The following is a 12,799-nucleotide window of genomic DNA, read 5'->3' as shown; positions in this document are numbered from 1 at the left end:
AAGTAAGCACTGCAAACTGCTACTGAATACTGCAAACTAGCGAAGCGCATTCACAATAGTAGTCACATTATACTCAAACATACCAATGTATGTGCCTTCAATAGTTCCTGCGTTTCCTAGAGCATCTGAGTATAATGTGCCTCCAATAGTAACTTCGTGACCTTTAGATTTTACTGCTGCTTGTAAGGCTTCGATTGTACGTTTAGGCACAGAGCTTTCTACAAAAATAGATTTTACTTTTTTATCGATTATAAATTTAGATAGATTTTGAACGTCTTTTACACCTGCTTCTGTGGCAGTAGATAATCCTTGTAATCCAACGACTTCAAATCCATAGCTTTTTCCAAAATAATTAAAGGCATCGTGTGCTGTAACTAAAATACGTTTGTCTTTTGGTAAGGTTTCAATAGTAACTTTAATTTTGTTTTGTAAGCTTTCTAATGCTGCTAAATACCGTTTTTCGTTTTCTTTATAGTTTACAGCGTTTTTGGGATCTTTTTCAGATAAAACACGAGTCACTTTTTTAGCAAATAGCTTAAAATAATCGATATTAAACCAAACGTGAGGATCGTAATTAGAAGCAAAATAGTCTGATCCTATTAAGGTTGTTTTATCAATCTCTTCAGCTAATGCAATAGGTGTTTTTGTATTGCTTTCCATTTTTTCAAACACCTCTACAAGTTTACCTTCTAAATGTAAACCGTTGTAAAAAATAATGTCTGCATTTACTAGTTTACTAACATCGCCTTCGCTTGCTTTGTATAAATGTGGATCTACACCACTTCCCATTAATCCTTGTAGATTAATGTAATCTCCACCAATGTTTTTTACTAAATCTGTAATCATTGTTGTAGTGGTTACAACGTTAAGTTTTCCGTTTGTTTGCTTTTCTTTACAACTTAGAATGCTAATTATAGTAAATAGAATAAGTATGTTTTTTTTCATCTTTAGTTTTCGCGAAAGCGGTAATTTTTTCGTTAATAGTATTAATTTTTTTAAGCTTTAAAAATCACTGTAAATGACATGCTTAATTAGGTATTCTAAAGCTTAACCCTGTACTTATTAAAATATCTTGTCCATTAGTTATACTAGATCCAACAGTGGCATCTAACTGAAAATTGTTAGAAATTAAGTAAGTAACTCCTGCATCCCAAAGGTGGTTTGCTTTGCTGTTTTCTGGAAAATCACCATATAACTCTGCATAAATTCCCCATTTATTACTTAAACTGTAACCATAAGCAATAGTGTATAAATAGGCTGCTTCTGGCGAATCATTTTCCCAAGCTGCACCAATATTGTAAGATAAGCTTGATTTTTCGTTTAGCGTATGCGCAAATGAAAATCTAAAATCTACTCCAGTATTTTCTGGTCTAAATTCTTTTTTTACTGAAAATGGTAAATTTAAATGTCCTAAAAAGCCTATTTCTGGCATGGCTCCATTCTCTTCGACAATTCCAACTTTAAAACCTAATAATAATGGCGAAAAACTATTTGCTGAAGCTATTTCGTTCCCATTAAATGTTAATTTGCTATTCGTGTAATTCCAACCTAAACGAAGTTCTAAATTATCTAATAATCCATAACGAACAAGTGTTGTGTTATAAGTAAAATCTTCAGTTTTTGTATTATTTTCTTTATAACTTTCATAAAAGGCACCAGTTTCAACTTGTAAAAACCGTTTTGGCATTGCTGTTGGCGATTCTGTAGCGTCTGGTCTGTCTGTAATTAATGTTTCGAGATTAGTATTCTCTTGAGCTGAAACTATTGAGGTTACTAACAGTAATGCTAATACAATTATTTTATAAAGTTTAATTATTTTCATCGACATAAATATTAGCAGTAAAATCCTGATTTAATATAATTGTATTATTGTTTATTAAAATTTGAGTCATTTTATTGTTGCTGAATTGTTTAGTAATTACAACAGTGTTTCCGTATTTGAGACCATTTTGTGCACAAAAATCAAAGAACTCTTTATCGTCACTCATTAATCTAGATATGGTATATGTTTTGCCTTCTGAGGTGTTTGATAATGCTATGGATGTATTTATTGTTGTTATTTCTCCATTAGCATTAGGTATTGGATCTCCATGAGGATCGAACTTTGGATTCCCTAAATACTCACTAATTTTATTGGCTAGAAAATCTGAAGTTTGGTGTTCTAAAAATTCTGCTTCGCGATGAATATCGTGTAAAGACATATCGAAGGTTTTATATAAAAACGCTTCCCAAAGTCTATGTTTTCTAACCACATTCAAGGCCATTTTTTCGCCTTTTTCAGTAAGTTTTAACACTTTGTATTTTTCGTAGTGGAGCAAGTCTTTAGTGGCTAGCTTTTTTGCCATATCTGTGGCAGCTGCACTAGAAATGCCTAGTTTTTTTGCAATGTTACCTGGTTTGGTATCATTACTGTCGTGATTTTCATTTTTGTAAATTGCTTTTACAAAATTTTCTATAGCTACAGACATTTTTAATTACTTTAATTAATTTTTAAGCTTACTTAAATATTTTTCAAAGGTAACTAAAATAGGTATATTTTCAAACATTGTAAACTATGGTATGGATAATGTTATTAAATTAGTAATCTATACATTGCATTATGAGACCTTTATTATTACTATTTATACTATTAATTAGCTTGCCAATAGTTGCGCAAGACTCAACAAAACTTAAAGCCGAAACGCCTAAAATTATCTCTAAATTAGAGTTTGGTAAATCAATAACGGTTAATGCTGTGGAACTTAAATTTGTTAAAGTGGTTACGGATTCTCGTTGTCCTAAAAACGTACAATGTGTTTGGGCTGGCGAAGTTGAGGTGTTAGTAGATGTGTTTGAAGATGGAAAAAAAACAGAACAGAAAGTGTTAAAAATACCTAATGCAATGCCATCTACAAAAATGCTTGGTAATTTATTTTCTTCTGAAGGTTTAAAAATTACAGGACTTAATGTGTATCCTTATCCAATTCATGGTGTTGAAAAGAAGAATGAGGAGTATTATATACAATTAGATATTAGAAAGTAGTTTTTTTTGCATTTTATTGGCTTATTTGAGTAAGCGCGTTAAGGATGGAACGGCTTGTTTGAGCTCCTCGCAGAGAGCGAGTAGTGACAGCCTGACTTTAAAAATCCTGCAAGGTTTTGATAAAAACTTTGCAGGATTTTTAAAGTAACGCCAAAATAGTAATGTTTTAAATTTATTGAGTGTTCATTTTTAAAAGGATTTTTAATGACAGCCACAATCGTTTGTTCCACAAGATTTTTCGGCTTTCTTTTTCCAGAAAAATTTCTTCACTATAAACCCAACTGCTAGCAGTACTGCAGTAAATACAATTGTATTTTGAATGATTGTATTCATAATAAATTACTTTAAAAGTTGATAAGCGACCAAAGCTACAATATAAGCAATAGCAGTCATTATTACTAATTGTAATGTTGGCCATTTCCAACTGTTGGTTTCTTTTTTAACAATTGCCAATGTACTCATACATTGCATAGCAAAGGCATAAAACAACAGCAAAGAAATCCCAGAAGCGAAGTTAAAAAGTGGTCCTCCTAAAATAGGGTTGACTTCTCCAGCCATTCGGTTTTTAATGGTTTCCTCTTCGTCACTACCAACGCTATAAATAGTTGCTAAAGTACCAACAAACACCTCTCTTGCTGCAAAGCTGCTTACTATTGCAATACCAATTTTCCAGTCGTAACCTAATGGTCTAATTGCTGGCTCAATGGCATGTCCTGCAATACCTATAAAGGAATGTTCTAATTTGTGAGCGGCTATTTTTTGCTGTAATTCGTCTTGAGATAAATTTTGAGATGCATAGTGTTGTGTTACAATAGTTTCGGCATTATTAAAACGTTCTCCAGGACCATAAGACGCCAAGAACCAAAGTATTATAGATATGGCCAAGATTATTTTACCTGCTCCAAAGACAAAGGATTTTGTTTTTTCTAAAACCGTTAATGCTACATTTTTAAGTAATGGAGGCTTATAGTTTGGCATTTCCACTACAAAAAAGGTTTTGCTTTTTATTTTTAATATTTTATTTAAAATATAGGCTGAAACTATTGCAGCACCAAAACCAATTAAATACAGTAACATTAAGGTTAATGCTTGATAGCCTAAACCGAGGAAACTACCTTCTGGTATTACTAAAGCGATTATAATTAAATACACAGGAAGCCTTGCAGAACAGGTTGTAAAAGGGGTTACAAGAATAGTGATTAAGCGTTCTTTCCAGCTTTCTATATTTCGGGTTGCCATAATTGCAGGAATTGCACACGCAGTACCAGAGATTAGTGGTACAACACTTTTTCCGCTAAGTCCAAAACGCCTCATTATACGATCCATTAAAAAGACAACACGACTCATATAGCCACTTTCTTCTAAAACAGCAATAAACAGAAATAGGAAGGCAATTTGTGGTATAAAAATAACAATACCACCTAATCCAGGAATAATACCTTCGGCTAATAAATTGGTTGCTGCACCTGGAGGCAAACTGTTTTTTGTCCATTCGCTTAAAGAAGCAAACGTACTGTCTATAAAATCCATTGGGACAGTGGACCAATCGTAAATGGCTTGAAAGATGGTTAATAAGATGATAAAAAAGATAACATAACCCCAAACTTTATGCGTTAACACACTATCTAATTTAGCGCGCAAGCCTTTAGCTTTAGAGGCATCAATAGTTTGTCCTTTTTTTAAGGTGTTATTAATAAATTGATAGCGTTTTATAGTTTCTTTTTGCTGTAAACGTTTTAAATCGCTTTTAGATTTGGTTTTAAAACTAGCAATGGCATCCATTTCTTTTCGGTTGGTTTTACCAAAATTAACATCTTGTGTAATAACTAGCCACAATTTATAAAGTAATTGGTTTGGGAATGCTGTGCGTAAACGTTTAAAATAATCTGTATCAATTTTTGAAGCGTTTAAGCAAGGTGTCACCGAAAGCTCCTTATAGTTTGTAATTAGCTCCTTTAAATTATCAATACCTTGTTTTTTGCGAGTACTAATAAGCGCTATTTTAGTTTGAAGATGTTCTTCTAAATAAGGAATATTTAAACTAATGCCTTTATAACGCATTCTGTCTGCCATATTTATAACTAGCAAACATGGAATTTCTAAATCTTTAATTTGTGTAAAAAGAAGAAGGTTTCGTTTTAAATTTTCGACATCACTAACTACAACAGCTACATCTGGAAAATCTTTATCGTTTTTATTTAAAAGCAACTCAATAACCACGTTTTCGTCTAAAGAAGACGCATTTAAGCTGTAGGTTCCAGGTAAATCGATAATATGAGCTTTAACACCTCTTGGAAGTTTACAAATTCCTTCTTTTTTTTCTACAGTAATACCAGGATAATTACCTACTTTTTGATTTAAACCAGTAAGTGCATTAAAAACAGAGGTTTTTCCTGTATTTGGATTTCCAATAAGTGCAACGTTAATGTGTTTACTCATGGATTATTTTTTCTATGATGATGTGAATAGCAGTTTCTTTTCTAATCGCTAAATGGCTTCCGTTTATGTTTAAATATAAAGGATCTGCAAAAGGAGCGACTTGCACAAGCTCTACATTATTTCCTGGCAAACAACCCATTTCTAATAATTTCAAAGGAATTAATTCCGAAGAAACATCTAGTATAACGGCTTTTTCGCCACGTTTAAGTTGTGCTAAAGTTGTGTTCAAGCTTATTTAGATTGATTTTAAAGAAGTAAAAATAAGTGAAAATTTTTACGCTAAAAAATTATACTGTAGAAACTAATGCTAAGATTCCTTTTTTAATTTTTTAATATCCAATAGAAGCTGAGAAATAGCTTCAGGATCTGTACCATCGTAAAATCCTCTAATTTGTTGCTTTTTATCTATAAGCATAAAGTTTTCGGTGTGAATCATATCAAAAGGACCTCCATCTCCATCGTCTTTAACGGCTAAATAGCTTTTTCTAGCGAGGTCATAAATTTGCTTTTTATCTCCTGTAACTAAATTCCATTTAGAATCTAAAACGCCTTTTTTTAAAGCATATTTTTTTAATTGAGCAACAGTATCAATTTCGGGTGTTACACTATGCGATAATAACATCACATCATTGTCGTTTTTAATTTTATTTTGGATTTCAACCATGTGATCTGTCATAATCGGACAAATGGTTTGGCAAGTGGTAAAAAAGAAATCTGCCACATAAATTTTATCCTTATAGTCGTTTTGTGTTATAGTTTTTCCATTTTGATTTATAAGGCTGAAATTAGCTATTTTATGATATTTTTTTACATGTTGAATAGTACTGTCAACTAAAGTGGTTTCTACATTACTTGGTTGGTAAACAGGAAGTGGTTTTTCTACATTTAAAATAGAATAAAAAATGAGGATAATTATAAGTGATAGTACTGCGAACGCTATACCAAAATACTTGTAGTCTTTAAAAAAAGATAGCATAAATTATAGTTTAAATAAAGTAATGCAAAAATACAAATGAAATTAAAAATTGTACGCGTTTTTTGGCTTAAAATTTGTTAAGAGTGTAAAGCAAACTGTTAATCTCTTTTTAAAGTAAGCTTAAATACTTACTTTTGCGCGATTACAAAAAGAACAAAGACAATACATGGAATTTATTATAAAAATAAGTCAATTTTTACTGAGTTTATCTCTGTTAATTGTGCTTCACGAATTAGGTCATTTTATACCTGCAAAATTATTTAAAACAAGAGTAGAGAAATTTTATCTCTTTTTTGATGTAAAATTTTCCCTATTTAAAAAGAAAATTGGAGAAACCGTTTATGGTATAGGTTGGTTACCACTTGGAGGTTATGTTAAAATTGCAGGAATGATTGATGAGAGTATGGACACTGAAGCGATGGCTAAACCACCACAACCTTGGGAGTTTAGGTCTAAACCAGCTTGGCAACGTTTAATTATAATGCTTGGTGGTGTTTTTGTGAACTTTGTATTAGCACTAATCATTTACATTTTAGCCTCTTTTGCTTATGGTGATGCAGATATTGCAACCGCAAGTTTAAAAGATGGTTATTTGATTGAAAATCCAGTATTGAAATCTATTGGGTTTGAAACAGGTGATAATATTTTAGCCATTGATGATGTAGAGATTTATAATGACTCTGAAATAATAGACCATATTATAGGAGCAGAAAAAGTAACTGTTAATAGAGATGGACAGCCTAAAACAATAGAGCTACCTGTGGATTTTTTAGGACAATTATCGTCTTCTAAAAAGGAATATGGATTATTTAAATTAAGATTCCCTTTTATAGTAGAAAAAGTTTTAGATACCTCATTAAATAAATCTGTAGATTTAAAAAGTGGAGATATATTAAAAACAATTAATGGTTTACCTGCTGAATATGATGACCAATTAGAACCACTCATAAAATCTAATAAGGGACAAACAGTAAGCTCAACATTTCTAAGAGATAATCAAATTATTGAAAGACCACTAATTATAGACGAGTATGGAAAATTAGATATTTTAAGAGCCAATAGTATGCAGAAATTCGAAGAATTAGGTTACCTAACCATTACAAGAAAAGAATATACTTTTGCTGAAAGTTTTGGAGTTGGATTAAACAAGTTTACAGATAAAATAGGTTCTTATTTTGGACAGTTAAAAGCAATATTTAATCCAAGTACAGGAGCTTACAAAGGTGTTGGAGGCTTTAAAGCTATTTTCGATATTTTTCCATCTACTTGGAGCTGGCAAGCATTCTGGTATTTAACAGCATTTTTATCTATAATGTTAGGTGTGCTTAATTTATTACCAATACCAGCCTTAGATGGTGGGCACGTTATGTTTTTACTTTACGAAATGATATCTGGACGCAAACCAAGTGAGAAATTTTTAGAGCGCGCTCAAATGATAGGTTTCTTTATTTTAATTGCTTTAGTACTATTTGCAAACGGAAATGACATATTTAAAGCAATTTTTAATTAAAAAAATTAAAAAATTGTTTTGTAGGATATAAAAAACAAATTATATTTGCGCTCGCAACAGCGAAAAAACACTCCTCCTTAGCTCAGTTGGTTAGAGCATCTGACTGTTAATCAGAGGGTCCTTAGTTCGAGCCTAAGAGGAGGAGCAAGTTATAAATCCGATACATTATTTGTGTCGGATTTTTTTGTTTAAAATTATTAAGTTTTTGGCGAGAAGTTTATCCTGAGCGCAGTCGAAGGGAGCCTAAGAGGAGGAGCAAGTTTAAATTAGCCACTAGAGATAGTGGCTTTTTTTATGCACAAAAACAAAAAAAGCCTATTACAAATGTATTAGGCTTTAAATCTATAATTATTCAACAGGTATTTATTTTCCCAAATTCTCTAACATCGTTTTAGTGATATCTTCTAAATTGTAATCGTGTTTCCAGTTCCAATCTTTTCTTGCACTAGAATCATCAATACTTTTTGGCCAACTGTCTGCAATAGCTTGCCTAAAATCGGGTTTATAAGTCATGTTAAATTCAGGTATATGCTCTTGTATTGATCCTGCTATTTGTTTTGGAGTAAAACTAATAGCCGATAAATTGTACGACGAACGTATTTTAATAGCATCACTATCTGCTTCCATAATGTCTATTGTAGCTTTAATAGCATCTTCCATATACATCATTGGTAAAGCAGTATTTTCACTTAAAAAACACTCGTATGTTTTAGTCTTTATGGCTTCATGATAAATTTCTACAGCATAATCTGTAGTGCCACCTCCAGGTAATGTTTTCCAGCTAATAATACCAGGATAACGCAAACTCCTAACATCAACACCATAGTTTTTATGGTAATATTCACACCAACGCTCGCCAACTTGTTTGGTAATTCCGTACACAGTTGTTGGTTCCATAGTTGTGTGTTGTGGTGTGTTTTCGGTAGGTGTTGTAGGCCCAAAAACAGCAATACTACTTGGCCAGAAAATGTGATTTATAACTTTTTGCTTAGCTAAATTTAATACATGAAATAAAGAATTCATGTTTAAATCCCAAGCTTCCATTGGGTATTTTTCGCCTGTAGCACTTAATAATGCAGCCATTAAATACACTGTTTTTACATTGTTATTAATACAACAATCTTTAATAGCATTAACGTTTTTTGCATCAAGTATTACAAAAGGACCAGAATTTACTAAGTCCAATTTTCTAGTATTTATATCACTAGCAATAACATTTTCTACACCATGTATCGCTCTAAGTTTATGTGTAAGCTCAGATCCAATTTGGCCACAAGCACCTATAATTAAAATTTTTGAAGTCATGTATTTTATTAAATTGAAGTAAAAGTAATTAGATTTTTAAAATAATTGCAAAAAAGTAGAGCTATAACTTTTCATTTAACACAATCTTGGTAAAACTTAATTTCAATCTAATATATTTGTATAAAAAATATAAATAATTAAACCATTATAACACATGAAATTACAACTGCTAGTTCTTGTAATTCTATTAATATCTTGTAAGAAGGAGGTTAAGATAAATTTAGAAAACACTACAGTTCAAGATAGTCTTATTGTTAAAAAAGAAGACATCGCTAAGCTAAATGTCGTTGATTTTGCAATAGATAAAAAAGCAAAACCTGTGTTAGAAAATTGGGACAAATACCAAGAATTAAAACTAATAATAAACGATTTAAAATTAGCAGATTACACTTATTTTATTGGGAATAACGATAATTTTTCGGCATTAATTAAAGATTTAACTATTACATTACCCGAAGCTATAAAAACAGAACCCATTTTATCTAGAATTCTTGTTTTAAGCACAAAACTCAATAAATTAGAAAGCCACGTCAATCAAAATAATGCAAATAAATCTGAAACATTAAGTATTACTGAAGAAGTTTTAGTAGCCTTTTCTAACTTTAAGTATCAAATAAATAAAAAGTACGAAAAAGAGTCTTTAAATGTTGAAAAACCGTTTTTAAATGAAAATTAAATTACTGCTCATAATTATCTTGTTTGTATCTTGTAAATCTAGTTTGGTTGAAAATACATCGGAATCCATTCAGCAAATAAAAAAAGAGGTTACTACCAGTTTAGATAATTGGCATAAAGCTGCAGCCAATGCAGATTATGATGCTTATTTTAATTTAATGACTCAAAAAGGTGTTTTTATTGGTACAGATGCCTCAGAAAACTGGCAAAACAACGCGTTTAAAACCTTTTCTAAACCTTATTTCGATAAAGGAAAAGCTTGGAGTTTTACACCTTTAGAACGGCATATTTACGTTTCGGAAGACAAAAACACTGTTTGGTTTGATGAGTTACTAGACACGCAAATGAAGCTTTGTAGAGGCTCTGGAGTATTACTAAAAGAAAACAATACTTGGAAAGTTGCACACTATGTGTTATCCATAGCTATCCCAAACGCCAATGTTTCCGAAGTAGTAAAAATTAAAAAAGAAAGTGATAATTTATATACCCAAAAACTTAAAACAAGATAAACGTATTGTAATATTTTGATTACACAATGTATTAATTTTTTGTTAAGATGTAACAAAATAGAATCCCAAACTTCTAATTAATAAGTAACTTACAAGTATTAATTTAACCAAAATTAAAAATGAAACTAAATATTAAAAAAGCGTCCTTACTTTCAGCTATAGCATTTGTTGCTATAATTGGGTGTAAAGAAGACAAAAAAGAAGATGTCGCTCAAGTAGAAGTTGAGCAAGTTCCAGGCATCAATTTAGATTACATGGACACTAGTATTAAACCAAGCGAAGATTTTTTTAAATACGTAAACGGAAAATGGTTAGACACCAACGAAATTCCTGACGACAGATCAACTTGGGGAAGTTTTGCAGAGTTAAGAAAAATGACAGATGCAGATGCTCTTGCTATTTTAGAAGAAGCAATGACTAACGATAAAGACCTAAATAAAATACAAGTTTTACCAGGATCTGACCAAGAAAAAGCTGTGCATTATTATCAAACAATAATGGATACAGAAGGACGTAATAAACAAGGTTTAGAACCAATAAAACCGTATTTAGCTAAGATTGATGCCATTAAAAATCTTGAAGATTTACAAGCTTACATAATTGAAATGGAACCAAAAGGAGGAGGCTCTTTTTATGGTTTTGGTGTTGGTGCAGACCCAAAAGATAGTAATAGAAATGTTGCTTATCTTGGAGGAGGAAGCACAGGTTTACCAGATAGAGATTATTATGTAAAAGACGATGCAGACTCCAAAGAAAAAAGAGAAAAATATGTAGCGCATATTACTAGAATGCTTCAATATTTAGGAGATTCTGAAGCAGATGCACAAGCACAAGCCAATAAAATACTTGCTTTCGAAACGCGTATTGCAGAGTCTAAAATGGACAAAGTAGATCGTCGTGATGCTCGTAAACGTTACAATCCAAGATCAATAAGCGACTTACAAAAAATGGTTCCTGCAGTAAACTGGAGAAATTATTTAGATGGTATTGGAGCTAAAAGTGTAGATACAGTGATTGTAGGTGAATTAAAATACTTTAATAAACTACAAGAGATATTAGCTGAAGGTGATGTAGAGATGTGGAAAACCTATTTAAAATGGGATGCATTTAATAGTGCAGCTGGTTTTTTAAGCACAGATATAGAAAAAGCAAATTGGGAATTTTACGGAAAAGAATTAAATGGAGCTAAAAAGCAACGTGCTAGAGACGAGAGAGCTTTAGGTTCGCTTAATAGAACTATTGGTGAAGCTTTAGGTAAATTATATGTAGATAAAAAGTTTCCGCCAGAAGCTAAAGAGAAAGCTAAAAAAATGATTAAAAATGTCATTTTAGCATTCGAAGGCAGAATCAATAAACTAGATTGGATGAGTGAAGAAACTAAGAAGAAAGCTATTGAAAAGCTTAAAGCAACTAAAGTAAAAATTGCCTATCCAGACCAATGGAAAGATTACTCTGCTTTAACAATTAATAGCGTTGAAGAAGGAGGTTCTTACCTACAAAACTCTTTAAATGCACGTGAGTGGAACTTTAAAAAGGATATTGATAAATTAGGAAAACCAGTAGATAAAAGCGAATGGTATATGGCTCCACAAGTGGTGAATGCTTATTTTAATCCTGCATACAACGAGATTGTTTTTCCTGCAGCTATTTTACAACCACCTTTTTATAACTACACAGCAGACGATGCCGTTAATTATGGAGGTATTGGAGCAGTTATAGGTCATGAAATCTCTCATAGTTTTGACGATTCAGGATCACGTTACGATAAAGATGGAAACTTAAATAACTGGTGGACAGACGAAGATTTAAAGCAATTTGAAGGTTTAGGAAAAAGCTTAGCAGACCAATATAGTGCTATTGAAGTGTTACCAGATGTTAATATTAATGGTGCATTTACTTTAGGAGAAAATATTGGAGATTTAGGTGGTGTTTTAGCGGCTTACGATGCTCTGCAAATGAGTTTTGAAGAAAACGGAAGACCAGAAAATATTGATGGATTTACACCAGAGCAACGTTTCTTTATGAGTTGGGCAACAGTTTGGAGAACTAAAATGCGTGACGATGCTTTAAAAACAAAAATTAAAACCGATCCTCATTCGCCTGGAATGAATAGAGCTGTACAACCTCTTTTAAATGTAGATGCGTTTTACGAAGCGTTTAACATTAAAGAAGGTGATAAAATGTATATTGCTCCAGAAGATAGAGTACGTATCTGGTAAAGCTATGAGTCGTCCTAAAATAGGTTGACAGTTTTTAAAAAATAAATTAAACCAGAGAAGTTAACTTCTCTGGTTTTTTGTTATGTATAAAATTAGGTGTTTTCATGTTAAGATTCAAATGTGGTCTTTTGTTGTTATAAGTTT

At 31.7% G+C, this 12,799-nt stretch carries 13 protein-coding genes and 1 tRNA gene; 6 read left to right on the top strand and 8 right to left on the bottom strand.

Annotation, left to right across the window (positions count from 1 at the left end; translation table 11 throughout):
* Positions 1 to 36: 36 nt before the first annotated feature.
* From ACVC5O_RS05885 to ACVC5O_RS05875, 3 genes are all read right to left on the bottom strand, one after another.
* The gene (locus tag ACVC5O_RS05885; RefSeq protein WP_452220545.1) at positions 37 to 945 is read right to left on the bottom strand and encodes a metal ABC transporter solute-binding protein, Zn/Mn family; all 909 of its coding nucleotides are present in this window, start codon (positions 943 to 945) and stop codon (positions 37 to 39) included.
* An 82-nt stretch (positions 946 to 1,027) separates the two neighbouring features.
* Positions 1,028 to 1,822 carry a transporter gene (locus ACVC5O_RS05880; protein WP_452220544.1) on the bottom strand — a complete coding sequence of 265 codons (795 nt, stop codon included), beginning with the start codon at positions 1,820 to 1,822 and terminating at the stop codon, positions 1,028 to 1,030.
* Positions 1,809 to 2,468 (bottom strand): metal-dependent transcriptional regulator, encoded by a 660-nt coding sequence (locus tag ACVC5O_RS05875; RefSeq protein ID WP_452220543.1) that lies wholly within the window; start codon positions 2,466 to 2,468, stop codon positions 1,809 to 1,811. The genes ACVC5O_RS05880 and ACVC5O_RS05875 overlap by 14 nt, the downstream gene beginning before the upstream one ends.
* Positions 2,469 to 2,599: 131 nt before the next feature.
* Here ACVC5O_RS05875 and ACVC5O_RS05870 point away from each other — a divergent pair, with 131 nt between their 5' ends.
* Positions 2,600 to 3,022, top strand: a complete 423-nt coding sequence (locus ACVC5O_RS05870) for a hypothetical protein (protein WP_452220542.1) — start codon at positions 2,600 to 2,602, stop codon at positions 3,020 to 3,022.
* Positions 3,023 to 3,223: 201 nt separating this feature from the next.
* On the opposite strand, the gene ACVC5O_RS05865 is transcribed toward ACVC5O_RS05870, so the two are convergent.
* The 4 genes from ACVC5O_RS05865 to ACVC5O_RS05850 all read right to left on the bottom strand — a co-directional run bounded on the left by ACVC5O_RS05865 (position 3,224) and on the right by ACVC5O_RS05850 (position 6,437).
* Positions 3,224 to 3,355 carry a FeoB-associated Cys-rich membrane protein gene (locus ACVC5O_RS05865; RefSeq protein ID WP_452220541.1) on the bottom strand — a complete coding sequence of 44 codons (132 nt, stop codon included), beginning with the start codon at positions 3,353 to 3,355 and terminating at the stop codon, positions 3,224 to 3,226.
* A 6-nt stretch (positions 3,356 to 3,361) separates the two neighbouring features.
* A complete protein-coding gene (gene feoB, locus ACVC5O_RS05860; RefSeq protein WP_452220540.1) occupies positions 3,362 to 5,461 on the bottom strand; it encodes a ferrous iron transport protein B in 2,100 nt (699 codons plus the stop codon).
* Entirely contained in the window at positions 5,454 to 5,690 is a 237-nt protein-coding gene (locus ACVC5O_RS05855; RefSeq protein ID WP_452220539.1) for a FeoA family protein, read from the bottom strand. The genes feoB and ACVC5O_RS05855 overlap by 8 nt, the downstream gene beginning before the upstream one ends.
* 78 nt (positions 5,691 to 5,768) lie before the next feature.
* Entirely contained in the window at positions 5,769 to 6,437 is a 669-nt protein-coding gene (locus ACVC5O_RS05850; protein ID WP_452220538.1) for an SCO family protein, read from the bottom strand.
* A 166-nt stretch (positions 6,438 to 6,603) separates the two neighbouring features.
* Here ACVC5O_RS05850 and rseP point away from each other — a divergent pair, with 166 nt between their 5' ends.
* A complete protein-coding gene (gene rseP, locus ACVC5O_RS05845) occupies positions 6,604 to 7,947 on the top strand; it encodes an RIP metalloprotease RseP (protein ID WP_452220537.1) in 1,344 nt (447 codons plus the stop codon).
* Positions 7,948 to 8,018: 71 nt separating this feature from the next.
* Positions 8,019 to 8,092 (top strand) — tRNA-Asn (locus tag ACVC5O_RS05840).
* Positions 8,093 to 8,310: 218 nt separating this feature from the next.
* Here ACVC5O_RS05840 and ACVC5O_RS05835 read toward each other — a convergent pair.
* The gene (locus ACVC5O_RS05835; RefSeq protein ID WP_452220536.1) at positions 8,311 to 9,252 is read right to left on the bottom strand and encodes an NAD-dependent epimerase/dehydratase family protein; all 942 of its coding nucleotides are present in this window, start codon (positions 9,250 to 9,252) and stop codon (positions 8,311 to 8,313) included.
* A gap of 154 nt (positions 9,253 to 9,406) precedes the next feature.
* On the opposite strand from ACVC5O_RS05835, the gene ACVC5O_RS05830 reads away from it, so the two are divergent.
* The 3 genes from ACVC5O_RS05830 to ACVC5O_RS05820 all read left to right on the top strand — a co-directional run bounded on the left by ACVC5O_RS05830 (position 9,407) and on the right by ACVC5O_RS05820 (position 12,655).
* Complete coding sequence (locus ACVC5O_RS05830; RefSeq protein WP_452220535.1) at positions 9,407 to 9,928, top strand: hypothetical protein; 522 nt, start codon at positions 9,407 to 9,409, stop codon at positions 9,926 to 9,928.
* A complete protein-coding gene (locus ACVC5O_RS05825; RefSeq protein WP_452220534.1) occupies positions 9,918 to 10,436 on the top strand; it encodes a nuclear transport factor 2 family protein in 519 nt (172 codons plus the stop codon). Before ACVC5O_RS05830 ends, ACVC5O_RS05825 begins: the two co-directional genes overlap by 11 nt.
* A 119-nt stretch (positions 10,437 to 10,555) precedes the next feature.
* A complete protein-coding gene (locus tag ACVC5O_RS05820; RefSeq protein WP_452220533.1) occupies positions 10,556 to 12,655 on the top strand; it encodes a M13 family metallopeptidase in 2,100 nt (699 codons plus the stop codon).
* Positions 12,656 to 12,799: the final 144 nt, after the last annotated feature.

The sequence above is a fragment of the Lacinutrix salivirga genome, from assembly GCF_053604675.1.
The sequence above is the reverse complement of the archived record's forward strand: the minus strand, read 5'-3'. Positions and strand labels throughout refer to the sequence as shown.

Excerpts from the sequence above, each read along its gene's own strand:
- ACVC5O_RS05885 (WP_452220545.1), bottom strand. The coding sequence starts at position 945 with ATGAAAAAAAACATACTTATTCTATTTACTATAATTAGCATTCTAAGT.
- ACVC5O_RS05880 (WP_452220544.1), bottom strand. The coding sequence starts at position 1,822 with ATGAAAATAATTAAACTTTATAAAATAATTGTATTAGCATTACTGTTA.
- ACVC5O_RS05875 (WP_452220543.1), bottom strand. The coding sequence starts at position 2,468 with ATGTCTGTAGCTATAGAAAATTTTGTAAAAGCAATTTACAAAAATGAA.
- ACVC5O_RS05870 (WP_452220542.1), top strand. The coding sequence starts at position 2,600 with ATGAGACCTTTATTATTACTATTTATACTATTAATTAGCTTGCCAATA.
- ACVC5O_RS05865 (WP_452220541.1), bottom strand. The coding sequence starts at position 3,355 with ATGAATACAATCATTCAAAATACAATTGTATTTACTGCAGTACTGCTA.
- feoB (WP_452220540.1), bottom strand. The coding sequence starts at position 5,461 with ATGAGTAAACACATTAACGTTGCACTTATTGGAAATCCAAATACAGGA.
- ACVC5O_RS05850 (WP_452220538.1), bottom strand. The coding sequence starts at position 6,437 with ATGCTATCTTTTTTTAAAGACTACAAGTATTTTGGTATAGCGTTCGCA.
- rseP (WP_452220537.1), top strand. The coding sequence starts at position 6,604 with ATGGAATTTATTATAAAAATAAGTCAATTTTTACTGAGTTTATCTCTG.
- ACVC5O_RS05835 (WP_452220536.1), bottom strand. The coding sequence starts at position 9,252 with ATGACTTCAAAAATTTTAATTATAGGTGCTTGTGGCCAAATTGGATCT.
- ACVC5O_RS05830 (WP_452220535.1), top strand. The coding sequence starts at position 9,407 with ATGAAATTACAACTGCTAGTTCTTGTAATTCTATTAATATCTTGTAAG.
- ACVC5O_RS05825 (WP_452220534.1), top strand. The coding sequence starts at position 9,918 with ATGAAAATTAAATTACTGCTCATAATTATCTTGTTTGTATCTTGTAAA.
- ACVC5O_RS05820 (WP_452220533.1), top strand. The coding sequence starts at position 10,556 with ATGAAACTAAATATTAAAAAAGCGTCCTTACTTTCAGCTATAGCATTT.